The 20807-nt window shown below is 61.2% G+C and carries 13 protein-coding genes and 1 pseudogene; 6 read left to right on the top strand and 8 right to left on the bottom strand.

Annotated elements, in window-relative coordinates; genetic code table 11:
- Positions 1-185: 185 nt before the first annotated feature.
- Positions 186-1190: an AraC family transcriptional regulator gene (locus AACY31_RS27055; protein ID WP_339482873.1), complete on the bottom strand. Its 1005-nt coding sequence runs from the start codon at positions 1188-1190 to the stop codon at positions 186-188.
- Positions 1191-1290: 100 nt separating this feature from the next.
- On the opposite strand from AACY31_RS27055, the gene AACY31_RS27050 reads away from it, so the two are divergent.
- The 3 genes and pseudogenes from AACY31_RS27050 to AACY31_RS29130 all read left to right on the top strand — a co-directional run bounded on the left by AACY31_RS27050 (position 1291) and on the right by AACY31_RS29130 (position 4741).
- Positions 1291-2361 (top strand): fatty acid desaturase, encoded by a 1071-nt coding sequence (locus tag AACY31_RS27050; RefSeq protein WP_339482872.1) that lies wholly within the window; start codon positions 1291-1293, stop codon positions 2359-2361.
- Between the two features lie 499 nt (positions 2362-2860).
- Positions 2861-3886 (top strand): annotated as a pseudogene (locus AACY31_RS29135) (HAMP domain-containing protein); the annotation flags it as partial.
- Positions 3887-3955: 69 nt separating this feature from the next.
- The gene (locus AACY31_RS29130; RefSeq protein WP_445261582.1) at positions 3956-4741 is read left to right on the top strand and encodes a methyl-accepting chemotaxis protein; all 786 of its coding nucleotides are present in this window, start codon (positions 3956-3958) and stop codon (positions 4739-4741) included.
- A 227-nt stretch (positions 4742-4968) separates the two neighbouring features.
- Here the strand turns inward: AACY31_RS29130 and AACY31_RS27040 are convergent, their stop codons facing one another.
- From AACY31_RS27040 to AACY31_RS27020, 5 genes are all read right to left on the bottom strand, one after another.
- Positions 4969-5439 (bottom strand): SRPBCC family protein, encoded by a 471-nt coding sequence (locus AACY31_RS27040; RefSeq protein ID WP_339482870.1) that lies wholly within the window; start codon positions 5437-5439, stop codon positions 4969-4971.
- Between the two features lie 32 nt (positions 5440-5471).
- Positions 5472-8996, bottom strand: coding sequence for a non-ribosomal peptide synthetase (locus AACY31_RS27035; protein WP_339505424.1), 3525 nt, complete (start codon positions 8994-8996; stop codon positions 5472-5474).
- 10 nt (positions 8997-9006) lie between these two features.
- Positions 9007-9939: a diiron oxygenase gene (locus tag AACY31_RS27030; RefSeq protein WP_339492942.1), complete on the bottom strand. Its 933-nt coding sequence runs from the start codon at positions 9937-9939 to the stop codon at positions 9007-9009.
- On the bottom strand, positions 9936-10724 hold the full coding sequence (locus AACY31_RS27025; RefSeq protein WP_339482866.1) for a DUF3050 domain-containing protein: 789 nt from the start codon (positions 10722-10724) through the stop codon (positions 9936-9938). Before AACY31_RS27025 ends, AACY31_RS27030 begins: the two co-directional genes overlap by 4 nt.
- A gap of 684 nt (positions 10725-11408) precedes the next feature.
- A complete protein-coding gene (locus AACY31_RS27020; protein WP_339482864.1) occupies positions 11409-12098 on the bottom strand; it encodes a GntR family transcriptional regulator in 690 nt (229 codons plus the stop codon).
- Positions 12099-12299: 201 nt separating this feature from the next.
- Here AACY31_RS27020 and lapG point away from each other — a divergent pair, with 201 nt between their 5' ends.
- The 3 genes from lapG (at position 12300) to AACY31_RS27005 (ending at position 16015) form a co-directional block, all read left to right on the top strand.
- Positions 12300-12992 carry a cysteine protease LapG gene (gene lapG, locus AACY31_RS27015; RefSeq protein ID WP_339482862.1) on the top strand — a complete coding sequence of 231 codons (693 nt, stop codon included), beginning with the start codon at positions 12300-12302 and terminating at the stop codon, positions 12990-12992.
- Between the two features lie 14 nt (positions 12993-13006).
- A complete protein-coding gene (gene lapD, locus AACY31_RS27010; protein WP_339505422.1) occupies positions 13007-14953 on the top strand; it encodes a cyclic di-GMP receptor LapD in 1947 nt (648 codons plus the stop codon).
- A 690-nt stretch (positions 14954-15643) separates the two neighbouring features.
- Entirely contained in the window at positions 15644-16015 is a 372-nt protein-coding gene (locus AACY31_RS27005) for a DUF6124 family protein (protein ID WP_339482858.1), read from the top strand.
- Positions 16016-16229: 214 nt separating this feature from the next.
- Here AACY31_RS27005 and AACY31_RS27000 read toward each other — a convergent pair whose 3' ends face one another.
- Complete coding sequence (locus tag AACY31_RS27000) at positions 16230-16568, bottom strand: tryptophan synthase subunit beta (RefSeq protein ID WP_339482857.1); 339 nt, start codon at positions 16566-16568, stop codon at positions 16230-16232.
- Between the two features lie 238 nt (positions 16569-16806).
- The coding region (locus tag AACY31_RS26995) for an immunoglobulin-like domain-containing protein (RefSeq protein ID WP_339505420.1) at positions 16807-20807 on the bottom strand (4001 nt) is incomplete at its 5' end.

Here is a 20807-nt window from a genome sequence, read left to right as displayed (position 1 = left end):
CCCAAGCAGATCATCTGTGCAGCGATGCGCAAGCTACTACATTTCGTTTACGCCGTTCTCAAATCGGGTCAGCCATTTGACCCAAAATTTGCCCTTGCTCGATGAGGGGCAAGACGGTATCTACAGGTCGAGCGACGGGTCTTGGGTTGTCTGTGCGATAGGGCCCGCCCAGGCGCTGCAAAGCCCTAGCGCAACCCATCCCGAAACTGCCCCGGCGTCATCCCGGTCCAGCGCTTGAAGGCGCGGCTGAAGCTGCTGGCATCGGCAAAGCCCAGCAGATAACTGACTTCGCTCAGCGAGCAATTCGGATCCCGCAGGTGCAGCAGCGCCAGATTCTCCCGGCACTCGTTGAGCAGTGCGTCGAAGCGACAGCCTTCGTCGGCCAGGTGCCGTTGCAGGCTGCGCAGGCTCAGGTGCATGGCCTGGGCGATGCGTTCGGCGCTGGGCTCGCCTTCGGGCAGTTGGGCCTCGATGGCTGCGCGCACCTTGCGTTCCCAGGTCAGTGGCTTGAGCTGTGCGAGGGTGCGTTCGAGCACGGCTTCGTTGTGTTCGGCCAGCTCCGGGTTGGCGTCGTCCAGGTGGCTGTCGAAGTCGCTGAGGTTGAACTCCAGGCAATCCTGCGCGGCGCCGAAATGCACCGGCGAGCGGAACACCTTGTGCCAGGGGCTGGGGTCCGCCGGTTCCGGGCGACGCAGGTACACCGCCAGCGGTGCGTAATCGCGGCCGAGCCGGTTGCGGCAGGTGCGCACGTAAATCGCCGCGAACGCGTCGATGGCTTCAAAGGCCGGTGCCGGACGGCCCTGGGGCACATCGAGACGGAAGCGGTAGCGGTCTTCGCCCCGGCTCAATTGCAAGGTCAGCGCATCGCTGACCACCGGGTGATAGCGCACGATCCGCTCGAACACTTCTCGCAGGCTGGCGCTGGCCACCAGGGCATAGCCCAGTGCGTGAAACGTAGTGGGGCTGACGAAGCGCGACACCCGCAGGCCAATCGCCGGGTCGCCGCTGGCCTGCACCGCCAACGCCCACAGGCGCGTGGTGGCCGAGAGCGGGTAACGGGCGTTCGGGTCGTCCATCCATTGCGGGTCGAGACCGGCCTCGACGCACAGGGCGTGGCTGTCCAGGCCCAGCGCATCGAGCTGTTTGCGCAGGGCGCGGGTCCAGCTGGCGAGGGAGGTTGGCTCAGTCATGACGATTGGCGCTTGCGGTCAACAGGTTGGCGTTTACGGCTACCACCCCAGGGGACTACGCCCGGCAGGATGAGCACATCGATAACAGAGGATGTAAGCCATGCACGGCACTTACGCAAGCCCCGAGCGATTGAATGCACAACAACGATCGGCCCATATTCGCCAGGTGGTCTTGGCCCGGGGCGAAGCATTGCGTCGGTGCTATCCGATCCTGCGCCACCAGGATGCATTGGGCGCGGGTATCCTGGCGTTCGCCCTGGCTGGGATGATCGGTTCGGCGCTGCTCTACATCAACGGTTACCTGGCCGGGTGGGCATGCTTGTTGCTCAACGCTTTTTTTGCCTCGCTGACCCACGAGTTGGAACACGACCTGATCCACAGCATGTATTTTCGCAAGCAGCGCCTGCCCCACAACCTGATGATGGGGTTGGTCTGGCTGGCGCGGCCGAGCACGATCAATCCTTGGATCCGCCGCCACCTGCACCTCAACCATCACAAAGTGTCCGGCAGTGAGGCCGATATGGAGGAGCGGGCCATCACCAACGGCGAACCCTGGGGACTGGCACGGTTGCTGATGGTCGGCGATAACGTGATGTCGGCCTTCATTCGCCTGCTGCGGGCCGAGACCTGGGCGCACAAACGCAGCATTCTCAAACGCACGCTGAAGGTGTACTTCCCGCTGGCGTTGCTGCACTGGGGCGCCTGGTATGTGTTTCTCGGTTTCCACGGGGCCAATGGCATCGCCAGTCTGCTGGGCACTTCAATCGACTGGTCGGCCACCACACTGGCGATGATGCAGGCGATCGACATCGCTGCGGTGGTGATCATCGGGCCGAACGTGTTGCGCACCTTTTGCTTGCATTTGGTCAGCTCGAACATGCACTACTACGGCGACATTGAGCCGGGCAATGTCATCCAGCAGACCCAGGTGCTCAACCCTTGGTGGCTGTGGCCGTTGCAGGCGTTCTGTTTCAACTTCGGCAGCAGCCATGGCATTCATCATTTTGTGGTGAAGGAGCCGTTCTACATTCGCCAACTGACGGTGCCGGTGGCCCACAAGGTGATGCGGGAGATGGGCGTGCGGTTCAATGATTTCGGTACGTTTGGCCGGGCGAATCGGTTTGTGCGGCAAGAGGGTGGGGCGCGGGAGCTTGCGCGCGCTGAACGGTAAGCGCTGTATCGGAGCTGCGTAGGAGCTATGTAGGAGCTGTCGAGTGCAACGAGGCTGCGATCTTCCCCCTGACGCTTAAATCCCAACCCCAAACGAAAGATCAAAAGATCGTAGCTTCGCCAGCGCCTACAGAGCCCAGCGGGCGCCTTAGAACGGATAGCTCACCGTCGCCGCCACATTGCGTTCTTCACCCATGTAGCAGTAGCTCCGGCTGGCGCACGAGGCGACGTAGGTTGCGTTCATCAGGTTGTTTGCGTTCAGGCGCACACCCACGTCCTTCAAATCGACCGTGCCCAGCCGTCGGCGAATGTGCAACCAGCGCTCGCCCGCCATGCCCTCCCGTCGCCTATTTCTTCGAATCCCTAATTATTTGTAAAGGCTTGCCGAAAGACTGGTATGCGTGCACCAAAGTGGAGCGGAGTGATAACCGCTTGCGCTGCTACATGGAACGTTGAAAACCTGGAATGCACCCCCACTCCTTGCATAAGAAGCCCCATCGATGAATCTAAAGTTCAGCCACAAAATCCTTCTTGCCGCCTCTGGTGTGGTGGTCCTGGCTTTTGCCCTCTTCACGTTTTACAACGACTATTTGCAGCGCAACACCATCGGCAGCAGTCTTGAGTCGTCCATCGAGCAATCCGGTGACCTGACGGCCAGCAGCATCCAGAACTGGATGAGTGGCCGGATACTGGTGCTGGAAAACCTGGCGCAAAACATCGCGCATCAGGGGGCTGCGGCTGATCTGCCAGGGCTGGTCGATCAGCCGGCGCTGACGTCGAACTTCCAGTTCACTTATGTGGGCCAGGCCAACGGTGTCTTCACCCAACGCCCGGACGCCAAAATGCCTGACGGCTATGACCCGCGCCAACGCCCTTGGTACAAACAGGCTGTGACCGCTGATAAAGCCATGCTGACCCCGCCTTATCTGGCGGCGGTGGGTGGACTGGTGGTGACCGTTGCCCTGCCGGTGAAGCACAACGGCGAACTGCTCGGCGTGGTGGGCGGCGACTTGAGCCTGGAAACCTTGGTGAAAATCATCAACTCCGTGGATTTCGGTGGTCTGGGCCATGCGTTCCTGGTCAGCGGCGACGGTCAGGTGATCGTCAGCCCGGATAAAGACCAGGTGATGAAGAACCTCAAGGACATCTATCCCGGCACCCCGGTGCGCATTGGCAAGGGTATCCAGGAGGTTGAGCTGAACGGGCAGGACCGTATCCTTTCGTTTACTCCAGTTACTGGCTTGCCGAACGCCGAGTGGTACATCGGCCTGTCGATCGACAAGGCCAAGGCCTACGCACCGTTGAGCCAGTTCCGCACGTCTGCGCTGATTGCGATGTTTGTCGCGGTGGCGGCCATTGCGTTGTTGCTGAGCCTGCTGATCCAGGTGCTGATGCGTCCGTTGACCACCATGGGCCGCGCCATGCAGGACATCGCCCAGGGCGAAGGTGACCTGACCCGGCGCCTGGTGGTGCAGGGCAAGGATGAATTCGCGGTGCTGGGTGGTTCGTTCAACCAGTTCGTGGAGCGGATTCACGCGTCGATCTCGGAAGTGTCTTCCGCCACCCGCCAGGTGCATGACCTTTCGCAGCGGGTGATGACTTCGTCCAATGCGTCGCTCGTCGGCTCGGATGAGCAGAGCGCCCGCACCAACAGCGTGGCGGCGGCCATCAACGAGTTGGGCGCCGCGACCCAGGAAATCGCCCGCAATGCTGCCGATGCCTCGCAACATGCCAGCGGTGCCAGCGAGCAGGCCGATGACGGTCGCCAGGTGGTGGAAAAAACCATCCAGGCCATGACCGAGCTGTCGCAGAAGATCAGCCTTTCGTGCACCCAGATCGAAACCCTGAACGCCAGCACCGATAACATCGGCCACATCCTGGACGTGATCAAGGGCATCTCCCAGCAAACCAACCTGCTGGCCTTGAACGCGGCCATCGAAGCAGCCCGTGCCGGTGAAGCCGGCCGTGGTTTTGCGGTGGTGGCCGATGAAGTGCGCAACCTGGCGCACCGCACCCAGGAATCGGCGGAAGAAATCCACAAGATGATCACCTCGCTGCAGGTCGGCTCCCGTGAAGCGGTGAGCACGATGAACGCCAGCCAGACGTCCAGCGAAGAAAGCGTGGACGTGGCCAACCAGGCCGGCCTGCGACTGGTCAGCGTGACGCAGCGCATCGGTGAAATCGACGGTATGAACCAGTCGGTGGCTGCTGCGACCGAAGAACAGACCGCAGTGGTTGAAACCCTCAACATGGACGTCAGCCACATCAACCTGTTGAACCAGCAAAGCGTGGCCAACCTCAATGAAACCCTGAAGGATTGCGATGCCTTGTCGCAACAGGCCAACCGACTGAAGCAACTGGTGGACAGCTTCAAGATCTGACCCAACCGCCTGTGGCGAGGGCGCTTGCCCTCGCTCGGCTGCGCCTTGTAGGAGCTGGCGAAGGCTGCGATCTTTCGATCTTCGCTTGAGACTCAAGTGTTCTAGGGAAGATCGCAGCCTCGTTGCACTCGACAGCTCCTACGCGGCTCCTGCACAGGTCCTGCACGCAGGCTAGCTCCCACAGGGATTGGTGGTGGCCCTGAGTTTCAGGGCCTCCTTGGAGCGGGCTACGCCCTGGCGAACATCCCCTGCACATTCCCCATCGCCTCATCGGCAAAGCCCTGGAGAAAATCCCTGAAGCCTGATGGCGTGTGGGCGTCGGTGTGGTCGGCGATGATGGTCCAGGTGGCGCGGCAGCGGTTGTCCGCCAGGGGTTCGACGCGCATGGCCGCCCACAGGTTGTCGATGCCCAGGGTGTTGTAGATCAGCGTCCAGGTCATGTGCATGGCCTGGTCGTCACGGCTGTTGAGCTGTTCCACCACCAGGTTCTGCCCATCGCGGAAGAATTTCTTGCGCAGGGACCTCACGCCCTCGCCGGTCATTTCGATGCGTTCCAGTGCCGGGATGAAACGGTCGAATCCGCCAAAATCACCCACCACGTCCCAGACGCGCGCGGCGTCAGCCGCGACCTCCACCGAGGTTTCCACCTGGCAGGCATGGGGTTTTTTGATCAGGGTGTCGGGTTGAAATGCACTCATGGTCTTGCTCCTTGCTTTGGGTTGAGGGTGTTTCAGATGAAGTCGATGGCCTTGAGATAATCGGCGCCGCGCCGCAGCAGGGCCGGGGATTTTTCCGGGTAGCTGGCGCCCATCTGCCGCACGCCCGCGCGGGCGTTGTCATGGCTGATCAACGAGATGTCGCCGATGTCTTCCTCGAAGCCGTTGAGGTAGAAACCCAACACGCCAAACAACGCATTGTCGGCATCGACCCGAGCCAATTGCTGTTGCCACTCGGCGACGCTGACCAACGAAAACTCCCGGCCGCTGTCGCGGAACGACGCGACATAAGCGTCCCAGCTCAAAGGCTGTGGGTTGTGCAGGTTGAACACCGCTTGCGTCGGCTGGTATCGGCTGGCGTGGAAGGCGATGAAGCGGGCCAGGAAATCCACCGGCATCAGGTCGAAGTTGAGTGACAGCTCCGGCACCTGGCCGAGCTGGATCGAGCCCTTGATCATCAGCATCAAGCGATTCTTGTGGGGCTGGCAGACCCCGGTCAGGCTGTTGAAACTGATGTTGCCGGGACGGAACAGATTGACCCACACCCCGCGATCCCGGGCCCGCTGCAGGATCCGTTCGCCGACCCATTTGGACAGGTTGTAGCCGTTTTTGATGTAGATTGGCGGCGTCTCGGCGGCAGGCTGTTCCAGCACCTGGCCGTCGGCGTCCAGGGCACTGGAGGCAGAAAGCGTGGAGACGAAATTGAAGATTTTCTTGCTGCGCCCTTCACACAGGCGCAGGCATTCGAAGATCGGCTCCACGTTGTCCCGTGCCAGGGACTCGTAGTCGAGCACATGGTTGACGTGGGCAGCGTTGTGCACCAGCGCGCCGAAGGTGCGGTCGATGCGGGTGTAGACGTCGTCTGGCAGGCCCAATTGCGGTTGGGTGATGTCGGCGGCGTACACACTGACGCGCTCCAGGTCCAGGTGGGTCAGGTGATTGTCCTGAAGGGCCTGGGAGAAGCGCTCGGCCGCGCTGTGTTCAGCGCTCGCGCGCACCAGGCACGCGACTTCGGTGGCGCCCCAGGCCAGCAGTGCTTCGACGATGTGCACCCCGAGAAAGCTGTTGGCGCCGGTCACCACCACCTTGTGCACATCACCGCATTGGCTGATGGGCAGCGGGTCGAGGTTGAGCTCGGCCTCGGCATCGATGAAGGCTTGGGGGCTAAGGATCGATGCGCTGCTGTGTTCCGGGTCGTCCAGCAACTTGGCCAAGGTCATCAGCGTCGGGGCTTCGATGAAGCGGTTGATCGACAGGCTGCGACCGAACGTCTGGCGGATGCTCAGCAGCAGTCGCGACAACAGGATCGAATGCCCCCCGAGGTTGAAGAAGCTTTCGTCGGTGGCGATGTCTTCGACCGGCAGTTCAAGCAGCTCGGCCCACAATTGCTGCAATTGTGTCTCCAGGGCGTTCTGCGGCTGGCGTCGCTGGCCATCGACCTGCACTTGCACCGCCATGGCGAGCAAGGCCCGGCGATCGACCTTGCCGTTGCTGGTGTAGGGCAGGCTGGGCAATTCGACGTAGGCGGCCGGGTGCATGTAGCTGGGCAAGCTGTTCTGCACATGCTCGCGCAGCGCCTGGAGGGCGTCGCCGGAGTGCTCTGGATGAACCAGGAACGCCAGGATTCGCCGCCGTTCATCGACCCCCACCGCCACCTGGCGAAACAACTGGCTATCGCGCAGGCAGTGCTCGATTTCCTCGGGTTCTACCCGAAAACCGCGGATTTTCACCTGGTTATCGCGCCGGCCACACAATTCGATGCCGTTGTCGGTCCACAGGCCGATATCACCCGTGCGATAGACCCGCAGCACTTGCCCGGTGGGCAGCGTCAGGTCGAGGTAGCGCGTCGCGGTCAACGTCGGGTCGTTCAAATAACCCAGCCCGACGCCCGGGCCGGCGATGTACAGCTCGCCGGGGACACCTTGGGGAACCGGTTGCCGTTGTTCGTCCAGGATCAGCACCCGGCCATTGGCGATGGGCGCGCCGAGGTTGCGGTTGTTGTCGCCGCCGGCGAACTGTCGCGTGGTCGCCAGTACCGTGGTTTCGGTCGGGCCGTAAATGTTGTGGAACCGGCATTGTGGTGCAAGCTGTTCGATGACGAACGGCTCGCAGACATCGCCACCGGTGATCAGGTGCGCCAGGCCCAGCGGTGCATCAAGGGGCATGACGCTCAGCAGCGCAGGCGGCAGAAAGGCGTGGCTGATGTGCTGCTGGTGAATCAAAGCGACCAATTGCTGCGGATCGCGGCGCTGGTCTTCGCAGGGCACCACCAACAAGGCGCCGTGGATGAAGGTCGGCAGGATATCCAGCAGCGACGCGTCAAAGTTGATGGTGGAAAACTGCAACGCCCGGCTGTCGCGCTGCAACCCGACGTAGTCGCCGTACCAGGCACAGAAGTGACTGAGGTTGCGGTGGCTGAGCAGCACGCCTTTGGGCTGGCCGGTGGTGCCGGAGGTGTAGATCGCCACGGCCGGTTCGTCGCTGTCCACCGTACGGCGAATCAGCGAGGCCGGGATGCCCGGCATGGGCGCCGGCAGTTGATGGACATTCAGCGTTGGCAACGCCAGGTCGCCGAGGTCGCTGTCGCCGTCGTGCAGCAGCAGGTCTGCCTGGGCATTTTCCAGGATAAAGCGTCGACGTTGCGCCGGGTGCTGTGGGTCCAGCGGCAGGTACACCGCCCCGCAGCCCAGCACCGCCAGGATCGCCGCATACAGGTGTGCGGACTTGGGCAGGCAGACACCGATCACCTTGTGGGAGGAAGGCTTGCCCCCGATGACCGGTGACGCGGTTTGCTTGAGAGCATCGGTGTCTTCATCGCGGGCAAGCCTTGCTCCCACAGGTCCTGCTCTTGTTGCTCCTACCGGTCCGGCGCCCTGCAGTATTTCCAGCATCGGCTGTTGCAACCTCAGCGCCAGGCGGCGCAGGGATTTGTAGTCGATGAGTTGTCCATCGAGCCACAGGGCCGGTTGCGTCGCGTCGTCGAGCATGCGCTGTTCGATGCTGTGCATCACCGGCACGTCGGCGGCGGCCAGCAGCCAGGGTACTGGCGGCCGATTGAGGCCGTGTTCGAACGCCAGCGGCTCCAGCGCATCGAGCCCGAGCAGAGGTGGGTCGACAGCGTCAGCGTGCACTGTCGGCCAGTGATCGAAGCAGGTGTCATCCCGGGATAACTGGCTGACCAGCCGTGCGCCGGTCTCGACCACTGTCGTCAGCGTACGCAACCGCAGGGACTGACCGTTGCCATCGGGTTGCGGCGCAATCACCTCCTGGCATAACAGCCGCTGCGCGCCGTCGCGGAATATCACCACCGGTTGCGGCAATACCTCGCCGGGCAGCGTGCGCAGCACCACGCGCACCTGGAGACATGAGCGGGCTTCAATGGCTCGCGCTGTCGTACCGTCGTCGATCAACAGGTCGACCGCGCCGTGGCTGGCCGGCGATTGCCGATCCACGATGCCGTGGCCGTGCAGCTCCAGTTCCCGGGCCAGTTCGGCCATGGCCTGGCTGGTGCCAGGCACTGCAATTTCGAGGCGTTTCATCGAAAGGTCCTCATGGGGTCAGGTAATCAGCGAGGGCGGCGTTTACGCAGGGGGACGCGAGCATCGAGCTGCTGCGGAAAAAGCGTGTGATGTTGCCCACCAATGGGTGAAAACGATTGATGGGGTAGGCCAGCGCACTGGCGTCTTCACGCAGCGACTGGCGTACCGATTCGTCGACGGGCAGGTGCGCGATCAGCTGGAAGTCGAACGCTTGCTGCAGGTCGCTCGCCAGGTACTGGACAATGAAGCCGGGCATCAAGCGCGCAATCGCCGCGCGGTCCTCTTCGGGCGCGGTGCGCCAGTAAATCTGCACCAGTCGCGTCCAGAAACCGGAGTGCCGGCCCTCGTCGAGCAAGTGATCGGCCATCAGCCCCTTGATCGAGGCCTTGACTGAGTCGTCCCGGGCGAAAGCCGCCACTTCGTTGGTCACGGTGTTCTCGGCGATGGCGATGCAGATCAGTTCCACGGCGCTGAGCAAATGTTCCGGCGCCTGGGCCAGGGTCGCCGGTATCGCGCGGCTGAGTTCGATCTGCCCAGGCAACGGGATCGGTGCGATGCCGGTCATGTCGATGGTCTGCTGCATGAAGTCCATCGCCACCAGCGCGTGGTAATCCTCGTCCACCACCACGGTCATTGCGTCGTAGCGGCAAGCGAATGGGAACTCGATGCCGAAGCGGTTCTTGGCGATGCGCCGGGCGGTGTGGTCGACCAACTCGGTCTCGAAAATCACCACGTCGTTGATGAACTTGTAGAGGCTCTGCACCAGCACAAAGTCGCGCAATTGCGGACAGTGGCTAAGGAAGGTCTGGCTGTGCACCAGCGGCTGGCGGCTCATGGGGAAGATCAGCTTGTCGTCGTCTTCGACCCGGCGCCGTGGCCGGGTACGGATCGTGGCGCGGGTCTCCCAAGCGTCGGCGAAGGATTGGTAGTCGACGGCGTTCATGGCGTCACCTGTGCAACCGGCTGGGCCATGCTCTGGCGCAAGCCGTCCCACAAGGCTGTGCGGCTGTGTACGGCAGCGAGCGCGGCGGCCAGCACTTCGGTTTCGCGCTGCGGGTCGCCATCGATCAGCCGGGCCAACAACTTTTCTGCCGCCGGGCCATGGTCTTCGGAGTCGACTTCGATGTGCCGTTGCAGGTAATAACGAAACGTCGGCGCTTGATCCAGGCCAATGCCCCAAGCGTCCAACATGCGCTGGAACATCTGCGGGATGACACTCTCGCGACCGTGCACGAAGGCGGCGGCCACGCTATGGGCCGGGGCGTGCAGGGCGGTGTGCAAGGTCTGGCGGACAAACCGTGCCGCCGCCGGTTCGACATCGACACTGTCCAGCGCAGTCTCGGGGCTGACGCCTTCCTGTTGCAGGGTGATGAATTGCTCGATCGCGCGGGTATCGGCACCGATTTCCCGCATGGCGTCCAGGTACAGTTCGAAATGGCTGCAATAGCCTGCGCCGGGGCGGTCATCCGACTCTTCTCCCAGCACGATTTCATTGATCAGGCGTGCCGCGTGCGGGTCGGCTGGCGGCAGCCAGGGCAGGTGGACGCAGGTGAGCTCGCGTTGCAGTCGCTTGGTCAGCGACATGAAGTCCCAGACGGCAAAGACATGGCTTTCCATAAAGCGGCGTAACAGATCGATTGATGTAATCTCGGAAAAAACCGGGTGTTGGCCAAGTTCGCGTTTTTGTAGCGATAGCTTCAGAGATAGTTGTTCTTTGGATGGCTGCATTGGAACGTCCTCATCAATGATGTTTTGTCCGGAAGGCGGCTCGTTAGTTAATGAGGGCGAGCGGGTGCCTGAACCGGAATCCATGAATTGCCCAAGGGGCTTAAGCATTCTCTGTTAATCGTTAATTCAGCTTTTGATGCCTGTATTTGCTGAGCTTGTCGCAAGTCGAAAGGGCCGTAAGTAACGCGGCGAATAAAAACTAATACATCGAGTAAGTAAGTTGCAAGTGCCTTTTTTGATTATTTAAAGTTGGGCTTTTATTGGGCGCGAAGAGGGCTTTTAAAACTTATTAAATAAGCTTTATTGAGACGAAGAGGCTCCTTCCGATTTAGGGGTATCAGAATCGAATAGTTCGAGTGAATGCCTCACTCGGAGCACTTCAGGGATCGGGGATTGAGAAGTTTTATGTTATGGGCAGGACGTCGGTCGGACATCCGATCATCCCGCCGGTTGGACGACGCTCCTTGCGTACTGGCTTCGATTCGCCAGGCCTCAGCCAGGCGTTGACTTCTGCGAGTCTGTTTTTTGAATCGATGGACGCAAGAGTGAGCGTAAATCGCCGGCAGTGCCATTGAACTGATGCTGTGGCGAATCGCAGCCACGGCTGGGCCGCACCAGGGCAGGCAAGAAACGTAGGAGGGATATGTAAGAAAATTTTACGCCGGCCGGTTGGCCGACGGCAGGTCAGTGGCCTGTCTGCTCCAGATACCGGCGCATGGTGACGGAGGCTTTTTCCAGATGCTGCTCCAGCAGGGCGATTGCTTTATCGACATCCCTGGCCGCCGCGGCGGCGAGAATGGCGCGGTGATCGTCCTGGGTCAGCTTGCCCAGCCCCATGGACGAGAGATGAAAACGCAAGAAGCGCTCTTCTTCATTGAGTTCGTGCTCGATCAGGTCCAGCAGCTTGGCGTTGGGTGCCTTGTGATAAAGCGACAGGTGGAACAGCCGATTGAGTTTGGCGATTTCAGCGTATTCGGTTTGTACTTCCAACTGCTCGATGTACTGGGCCGCCAGCGTCAGGTCGTCGCCATCGAGCAGGGGAATGGACAAGCGCAAGGCGAATGCTTCCAAGACTGCGCGTAGGGCGTAGGTCTCGACTGCATTGCTGGTAATCAGCGGGGCCACCACGGCACCTTTGTGCTGGACCACATTGAGCAACGACTGAGCCTCGAGCTGACGCAACGCCTCGCGGACCGGCATGCGGCTCACCCCGAACAGGTCGGCCAGTTCCTGTTGGCGCAGGGCGGTGCCGCTGGGCAGGCGTCCGTCGAGGATGGCCTCGCGCAGAGAGCTTTCGATGATCGAGCGTGCCTGATCTGCGGGAATGGGACCGTTGATCGGGATAGTGCTTAAGGGTTTGGGCTTCTGTGTCACGACAACGCACCCTGATTGGTAGTGAAAATTGGATCCAGGCACACGTTAGTTACAGGTTAGCGAACCGTCAAAATCTCTCGACCGGAGGTTCCTGAGCTAAAGTTTAGTCTGCCTGCGATGATTGCACCTTGCCATTGTCTTTTAGTGGGCCAAGCGTCACCATCCAATGAATTTCCAACGGCCCTTTTCGGACGTATTCCCTTGGCTGCACCTTTCCCTGTTCTCAGGTCCTTGCGCTGGCTGTGTTCGGCATTGTTGCTGGCCGGCCTGATGCTGGGTGGCTTGCAGGCTGACTGGGACTTTGCGCAGATCAGCCGACGGGCGCAAGCGTTATATGGTCCCTTGGGTCAAGGTCAGCAACGGATCGACGCATGGCAGCAACTGTTGGCGACCCAGAAACAGATCCCGGAACGGGAACAACTCAAGGTGGTGAACCTGTTTTTCAACAAACAGGTGCGCTACGTGGAAGACATCGACCTGTGGCGCGAGGTCGACTACTGGGAAACCCCGATCCAGGCCTTGTGGAAAGGGGCTGGCGATTGCGAAGACTACGCCATTGCCAAGTATTTCAGCCTGCGTCATCTCGGGGTCTCCAGTGACAAGCTGCGCATCACCTACGTCAAGGCCTTGCGGCAGAACCGTGCGCACATGGTGCTCACCTATTACGCCACGCCCGAGGCGATGCCACTGGTACTCGACAGCCTGATCGACGGCATCCTGCCGGCCAGCCAGCGAACCGACTTGCTCCCGGTCTACTCTTTCAATGCCGAAGGGCTGTGGCTGCCGGGCGCCAAGGGCAACAAGAAAGTGGGTGATACCAAGCGCCTGTCCCGGTGGCAGGATGTGTTGAAGAAAATGCAGGCCGAAGGTTTTCCGGTCGAGACGACTAACTAGGAGCGCGCGCTCAGATGTCCTTGTTCAAACAGCTGTTGATCGCTATCTGTCTGTTCCTGGTGGTTGCCTTCAGCGGCAGCTTCATGGTCAGCCTGGAGAGCTCGCGGGTCCAATACGTCAACCAGTTGCGCTCCCACGCCCAGGACGCGGCCACGGCGCTGGCGTTGTCGCTGACGCCGAACATCGACGACCCGGCGATGGTGGAACTGATGGTCAGCTCGATCTTCGACAGCGGCTATTACGCCAGCATCCGCGTAGTCGATGTGGCCACCGACAAGACCCTGGTCGAGCGCACCGGCACGCCGGACGCCGGCAGTGTGCCGCAATGGTTCGTCAAACTGATCGGCCTGGAACCGGCCGGAGGCGATGCCATCGTCAGCCGTGGCTGGGAGCAGGCGGCGCGGGTCGAAGTGGTCAGCCACCCGATGTTCGCCCTCGCCAAGCTGTGGCAGAGCGCGCTGGGCAGCCTGGGCTGGCTGTTGCTGTGTGGCGCCGTGAGCGCGGTGCTGGGGGCCTTGCTGCTGCGTCGTCAACTCAAGCCGCTGGACTACATGGTGCACCAGTCCCATGCCATCGCCCGTCGCGAGTTCCTGAGCCTGCCGGAGCTGCCGCGCACGCCTGAACTGCGCCGCGTGGTGCAGGCGATGAACCAGATGGTCGAGAAGCTCAAGGCGCTGTTCCAGGAACAGGCCGAGCGCAGCGAGAAACTGCGGGTTGAGTCCTATCAGGACAACCTCACGGGCCTGGCCAACCGGCGCTACTTCGAAATGCAGCTCAATGCCCGGGTGAGCAACCCGGAGCAGGCCAGTTCCGGCTATCTGCTGTTGTTGCGGGTCAAAGACCTGGCCGGTTTGAACCAGCGCCTGGGCGGGCAGCGCACCGACCAGTTGCTCCAGGCCGTGGGCGAGCAATTGCAGCGAGAGTGCGCCCGCTACCCGGAGACCCACAACCTGGTCACGCGTATTCGCGGTGGCGAATTCGCCGTGCTGGCACCTGGGTTGGTGCGTGGGGAAGCGCTGCAATTGGCGCAGAATCTTGAGGCTGCGTTGGCGAGCCTGCATGCGACCGGCGCGACGGATGTGGCGTCGGTGGCCTCCATCGGGCTGGCGCCGTTCGTCCATGGCGACTCACCGCATGCGGTGCTCCAGCTCGGCGACCAGGCCCTGGCCCAGGCCGAAAGCCAGGGCGAGCCGGGATGGGCCTGCCTGGACCACAGCGCGGTGGCCAGCGTCGGCGATGATCACCATGCCTGGCACACGCTGCTCGACCAGGCCTTGAATCATCAGCGATTCGAACTGTACTTCCAGCCGGTGGTGGCCGCCCAGGACATCCAAGTGGTGCTGCATTACAAAGTGCTGTCGCGGCTGCTGGACGAGCAGGGCCATACCATCCCCGCCGGGCGCTTCCTGCCTTGGTTGGAGCGTTTTGGTTGGACCGCGCGCCTGGACCGCTTGATGCTCGAGCAAGTGCTCAAGCAAATGGCCGGGCACGAACAATCCCTGGCGCTGAACCTGTCCTCGGCGACCTTGGCCGATCCGCAGGCGCTGAACAAGATTTTTGAAATCCTGCGGGTGCATTCCAACCTTGGGCCGCGCTTGACCCTGGAGATTGGTGAAGAGCAACTGCCGGAGCAGGCGGTGCTGGAGCAGTTGACTCGGCAGTTGCGTGAGTTGGGCTTCTCTCTGAGCCTGCAGCGTTTTGGTGGGCGTTTCAGCATGATCGGTAACTTGTCGCGGTTGGGGTTGGCTTATCTGAAGATCGATGGCAGCTATATTCGTGCGATTGACCAGGAGAGCGACAAGCGTCTGTTCATCGAAGCGATCCAGCGCGCGGCTCACAGTATCGACTTGCCCTTGATTGCCGAGCGGGTTGAGACGCAAGGGGAGCTGGCGGTGATTCGGGAGATGGGGTTGTTTGGGGTTCAGGGGCAGTTGGTGGGTGAGCCTAAGCGTTGGGGGTGAGGTGGTCTTTTATCTTTCTGACTGAGTACATATCCGTTTCTGCGGTAACGGCTGCTAATGGTTCCGCCCTTACGGCGGCTCACTTTTTTTCAAACGCCAAAAAAAGTAAGCAAAAAAGGCTTGCCCCACCACTCGGTGCCTCGCCTAGGCTCTGTGTGCCCCAGATCAAAAGCAAAAGCGAGGCGGCCTTATAGCCGACCTGGCTCTTCCGGTCGTACTCCGATCCCATTGTGGGAGCGAGCCTGCTCGCGAAGGTGGCACATTCAGCATTGATGCAAGCAGACCCACCGCTATCGCGAGCAGGCTCGCTCCCACAGGAGAAACACGGTCCCCATCAAGAACCAGGTCGGCTATAAGGCCGCCTCGCTTTTGTTTTTGATCTGGGGCACACCGAGCCTAAGCGAGGTGCCGAGTGGTGGCAGAAGCGCTTTGGTTACTTTCGACTGGGCCGGCTTCTGCCTCGTGGCTAGTCTGGGTTTGTCACTGAAAAAAACGGTGACACTGGCGTGCAAGCCGGTTAAAAGATGACGCGCAAGCGCTTTATGGCGGTTGTGCGTGGGAGATTTCTTCGTGAGAAGGATTCTGCCGGGGTTCCGTCTGCCCGGTCTTGCACACCTGCGTACAACTGCCACCTCATTTGCGTGCAAGCGAAGGGTGTCGGTTCCACTTCTACAGATGGAGCTTCACGACATGTTCAAAGTAACTCCGAATCCGCCAGAAAACACTGGCAACAACTCCAGCAAATCCTCTAAATCCAAAAAACTCGACGAAGCCGCCGAGCGCGTCCTCGACTATTACCTCAATCCCAAACCCACCGATGAAGCCTCGGGAAAAACCCAAACCGCCCAGCTCTTCATGGTCGCCCCAGACATCGACACCGAAACCCTCCTGGCCAATGCCTCCGAAGACTTACTGTCCATCAGCGCCATCGCCGCCGACCTGGCCGATGACGTCTACGGCTCACGCCGCAGCGTGATCCTGGCAATCAGTCGAATGGCCGATGGGGTGCATCTGTTGGTGGAGCGGGCGATGGATCGGCTGGAAGTGCAAGCGGCGGGCTGACAGGCCTGCGATGGCCTACGCCCCAGAGATTGGTCCCGTTCGTCTGATGCCCTGTAGGAGCTGCCGAAGGCTGCGATCTTTTGATCTTTCACTTGGGGCTCAAATGTCTGGCGAAAGATCGCAGCCTCGTTGCACTCGACAGTTCCTACATGCAGGCCAGCGGAGCAGTCTATGGCCACAGGTGCTGTGTATTGCCTGGAATGGCGTGGGCAGCCTAGATCAACCCCTTCTCATCATCATCGATCAACCGGCTCAACCCGCCCAAGGCTTCCCGGGCCTGGTTGCGGTCCATCAGCTTGGCCTGGGCCGCCGGCGGCAGGTCGGTGACGCGGATCACGCCTTTGCTGGTCAGCACCTGGATCAAGTCGTCGAGTACCCGGATCATCTCCAGGTCGCTCTGCTTGAGCTGCTTGAGGCTGTTCTCCACTGCCTGGTTGGCGAACCACTCCTGGATCTCGTGGTTGTCGGCCGGCAAGGTTTCGGTGGCCTCGGCGTAAGCGGTGGCTTCTACGCGCACCAGCAGGCCTTGTGCATTGCGTTGCACATAAAACATCGGGCATCCCTCATATATGAAGCGGCGTCATGCTGGGCAGCATAGGCCAACTGCGGGGGAGTATGAACACTTATCCCGCTGGGTTGCGCTGTAGGAGCTGCCGAGCGAAGCGAGGCTGCGATCTTTCCAAGACCAGTAGAGTCTCAAGCGAAGATCGAGACCAAGGTCAAAAGATCGCAGCCTTCGGCAGCTCCTACAGCGAGGGAGCAAGCTCCCTCGCCACGGTCTTGTGTCAGCTTCAGCTGTTGTTGTGATCGACCTTGATGGTCGGGTCGCTGCCGGCGATCAACGAGTTCAGGTTCACGTTCGACCAGTTGTTGCCTTCGAGCTTGATCGTCACGTCCGGCGTCGCTGCGGCACCGTTGGTCGCATTGAACTGGCCGGAAGTGCTGACCTGCAGCGATGACACGCCATCGACCGTGCTGATTTTCAGGAAGTGGTCAATGGTGCTGCCGGTTTCGCCCTGCAACAGATCCCGCAGGTCGATTCGGTCGCCTTCGCTGGCCTTGAAGTCCTTGATCACGTCGGTGCCGGTGTCGCCGGACTTCCAGACAAAGGTATCGCCCCCCAGGCCGCCGATCAGTGTGTCGTTGCCCTGGCCGCCGATCAGTGTGTCGTTACCCGTGCCACCCAGCAGGATGTCATTGCCCTTGCCACCGTTGAGCGTGTCGTTGCCGCCCTGGCCGAAAATGATGTCGTTGCCGGCGGCGCCCAGCAGGGTGTCATTGCCATCGTGGGCACCGGACACATCGAACGCGGTGTAGTGCTCGGTGATGTACTGGTGCACGTTGCTGGTGGTGACCTTGCTGACGTCCACGCCGTTCTGTTGAGCGACGAAGGCCTGGAGGGCCTGGTGGCCCTCGCCGGCGATACCGTTGAAGCTCACCAGGTCGCCGAACAGGATGTCGTTGCCGTTGCCGCCATTGACCGTGTCAGAGCCCGGCAGGGTCGCTTCGGTGTGGCCGATGATCGAGTTGGCCAGGTTGCTCGGGTCGATGTTGGTCTGTGGTGTCGAGTCCGAGTCGTAGGGCTTGAGGTCGTTCAGGGTCACGTCCTTGTTCAGGCCGATGGCTTCTACGCCAGACACCGCGCTCAACAAGGCAAAGGCGCTCAGGGAGTTGCTGGTAGTCGTCGAAGACGTGCTGTTGCCGCTGCCGTCGCGGTACGACAGTTCATAGGTGCCGTCACCTTGGGCGTGCAACGTACCCAGTTCCTCACTGCTCCAGTAGCCACCCCAGGATTGTTTCCAGGTCAGCAGCGTGAGATTGCCGGATTCATCGACCTTGATACGGTGTGTGCTATCCAGGTCGGCGTTGAACGTCTGGCCTAACTTATAGTTGGTCGTGCTGATTAGGCTGTCGAGCTTCACGCCACCGTACAGGACTGGGTTGGTTTGCTCACCGGATTGGTAATAGGTCGGCTGGCCGTCGGTGATGAAGTAGGTGAGGTTCTTGGCGTCGGTATTGCCCAGGGCCTCCGTGCTCTTGAACCAGTTTGCCGTGGTCTTGAACACGTCCTCATAGTTGGTGCCACCGCCAGACACCATCGTGTCCAGCACGTTCTTGAGCAACGTCAACGCGTTTGGATCGTTGAGGTTGACCGAAACGGTCTTGTTCACTTGGCTGTCAAAGTCCGCCAGGAAAATATTCACCGTCCCGGCGTTGCTGCCCAGGCTCTGCTTGAGGGTGTTGAACACCGAGGTCAACGAGGTCTTGGCCGCTGCGACGGACGAGTCGCTCATGCTGCCGGAGCTGTCGACCATGAAGGCGATGTTGTAATTGACCCCCGGCACCACGGTCAGCCCGCCGATGTCGGCAATGATGATGTCGTTGCCGTCGGTGCCGGTGACGTTGTCACTGCCCGACGTGGCGGTGATGGCATTGTAGGTGGCCGGGTACACGGTGACCGGGATCTGCGCCGTGCTCGTTGCCGAGCCGCCAAGGGCTTCGGTGGAGGTCGACGTCACGGTCAGGTTGAACTGGCCGTTGTAGTAGGTCGGTGGGGTCAGGGTCAGGCTGCCCAGGTTCCAGCCGGTGACCGAGGTTTCGCCGTTGCTGCCCACGGTCGCGCTATGGCCGGCGCCGTCGCTCAGCACGCTACCTTCCGGAATGCCGCCGATCTTCACGCTCAGGCTTTCGGAGCCGTCGGTGTCAGTCAGGGCGGTGGTGATCTTCGACAGGTTCACGCTGGTGCCTTCGGCGCCTTCGTTGAGCTTGAAGCCGTCGTAGTAGCCTTCGCCGTTGGTACCGTGCAGGTCGGAGACGGTCACGCCAGCATTCGCCAGGTCGGTCACGCCGGTGTACAGCGGCACGCCGGCACTGCTCAGGTCGACCGGTGTACTGCCGTTGACCGACAGGTTCACGTCATAGCTGCCCGGGCCGTACTGGTTGTGGTGGTAGATGTCCAGGGTGTAATAGCCGCTGGTGGTCGGCTTGAACGAACCGTTCAACTGGCCGCCCGCACCCCACGTGGTTGCCGCGGCGGTTTTACCGCCGATGGTCACCAGCAGGCTGTCATCGCCCGTGCCGCTGAAGGTGTAGGTCTTGCCGGCTTCGAGGAAAATCAGGCCCGAGGTTTTCGACGCAGTGCCCGGGTTGACGTTGCTGTCGGACTGCACGTTGGTCACGTTGGTGCTGCTGTTCGGCGTGCCGGCGGCATCGATCACCGACTTGAGCGTGCCGGACGGCGCGCCGCTGCCATCGGTGCCCAGGCCCGACAGGCCGGTCCAGACTTCCTTGATCAAACCGGTGGAGGTCACGTTGTTGCCGGCCACATTGAGGCTTGGTGCGTCGGCGACTGGCGTGATGTCGATCTTCACGGTGCTGGTATTGCCCAGCGCCTGGCCATCGGTTGGCTGGAAGCTGATGTGTGCGTAATCGGCCTTTTGATCGCCCACGCCGGCCGGGTTGCCGTTGGCACCGGACTCGTTGGCATCGGGGGTAAAGCGCAGCTTGCCAGCGTCGATGTCAACCTTGGTGAAGGTCTGGTTGTTGGCCGCGTCCTTCCAGGTTGCGCCGTCCAGGTACTGCAACTTGCCGTCGCTCGGCAGCCCGGTGATTTTCACACCTAGGCTGGCGGCGGCGCTGTCCACGTCGCTGATGCCGAACGTCGACCAGCCGAGGACCAGCGAAGTGTCTTCGGTGCCAGTCACCGAGCCACCAGTGGTCACTGGCGCGTCGTTGATCCCGACCACGTTCACGGTGGTGGTGGCGGTGTTGGAGTAGCTCGCGCCGTCGGTCACCGTCACGGTGATGATGCGCGGTACGGTGCTCGGATCTTCGCTGTTGTTGATGAAGCTGATGTTCTTGATCTGCTGCATGTAGTCGGCCAGCGTCGCATTGCCCGACAGCGTCAGGACGACTTTGCCGTCGGTGCTGTTGGCGTTGATGCTGATGCCGTTGACGCTGTTGCCCAGGTTCAGCGCATCGCCGGGCTGACGGTTGGTCAACACGATGGTGGCGCCGGTCAGCATGGTGCTGTCCGGGTCCGTGATGGTCAGGTCGGTGTCGGCGATGGACACGCCCGGGCCGGTGGTGCCTTCGGTGAAGGTTACCTGGTAATCGGCACCGGTTTTACCGCTGGAGTTGTTGGCGTCCAGGTCGAGTACCGGTGGCGCATCGTTGTCGATGATCGAGGTGCTGACGCTGTCGTTGGTGCCGCTGATCGCCAGGTGTTCGAAGTTGCCACCGGTGGCCGAGTCGATCTTGACCACGAAGTTTTCCGTGCCTTCGGTGATCTTGTCGTCCAGCGTTGCTACGTTGAAGGTGGCGCTGGTGGCGTTGGCCGGGATCTTCACGGTGTAGACACCGGTGAAGTCCGTGCCGTCGGCGGCGGTGCCGCTGTAGACGATCTTGAGCGTCACCTCGGTTTGTGCCGGGTTCGTCAGGCTGACGGTATACGTGGCCGTCTGGCCTTCGGTGACCGACGTGCTGCCGGTGATGCTGACAGTGGTGTTGTCGATGGTGTCGGTGACATCGGTCGCTGCTGGGGTAGTGCTCGGAACCAGGTTCTCGAAGTTACCACCGGTGGCGTTGTCGATGCTGACTTCGACTTTGCCGGCGTCTTTATAGACGTCGTCTGTTGGCGCATCGACGGTCACGGTGCCGGTGGTAGCACCGGCGGCGATGTTGATGACGGCGCCGTTGCTCAAGGTCACGGTGACAGGCGAGCCAGCGGCGTTGGTCAGGGTAGCGGTGTAAACGATGGAACCGCCTTCAGCAACGGTATCGGTCGCACTCA

Origin of the sequence: Pseudomonas sp. RL_105y_Pfl2_101, assembly GCF_963970585.1 — a bacterium.
Classification (GTDB): domain Bacteria; phylum Pseudomonadota; class Gammaproteobacteria; order Pseudomonadales; family Pseudomonadaceae; genus Aquipseudomonas.
Note: the sequence above shows the minus strand (reverse complement) of the source record. Positions and strands in the feature narration are given on the sequence as shown.

Excerpts from the sequence above, each read along its gene's own strand:
- AACY31_RS27050 (WP_339482872.1), top strand. The coding sequence starts at position 1,291 with ATGCACGGCACTTACGCAAGCCCCGAGCGATTGAATGCACAACAACGA.
- AACY31_RS27055 (WP_339482873.1), bottom strand. The coding sequence starts at position 1,190 with ATGACTGAGCCAACCTCCCTCGCCAGCTGGACCCGCGCCCTGCGCAAA.
- AACY31_RS27040 (WP_339482870.1), bottom strand. The coding sequence starts at position 5,439 with ATGAGTGCATTTCAACCCGACACCCTGATCAAAAAACCCCATGCCTGC.
- AACY31_RS27025 (WP_339482866.1), bottom strand. The coding sequence starts at position 10,724 with ATGCAGCCATCCAAAGAACAACTATCTCTGAAGCTATCGCTACAAAAA.
- AACY31_RS27000 (WP_339482857.1), bottom strand. The coding sequence starts at position 16,568 with ATGTTTTATGTGCAACGCAATGCACAAGGCCTGCTGGTGCGCGTAGAA.
- AACY31_RS27035 (WP_339505424.1), bottom strand. The coding sequence starts at position 8,996 with ATGAAACGCCTCGAAATTGCAGTGCCTGGCACCAGCCAGGCCATGGCC.
- AACY31_RS27030 (WP_339492942.1), bottom strand. The coding sequence starts at position 9,939 with ATGAACGCCGTCGACTACCAATCCTTCGCCGACGCTTGGGAGACCCGC.
- AACY31_RS29130 (WP_445261582.1), top strand. The coding sequence starts at position 3,956 with ATGACTTCGTCCAATGCGTCGCTCGTCGGCTCGGATGAGCAGAGCGCC.
- lapD (WP_339505422.1), top strand. The coding sequence starts at position 13,007 with ATGTCCTTGTTCAAACAGCTGTTGATCGCTATCTGTCTGTTCCTGGTG.
- AACY31_RS27005 (WP_339482858.1), top strand. The coding sequence starts at position 15,644 with ATGTTCAAAGTAACTCCGAATCCGCCAGAAAACACTGGCAACAACTCC.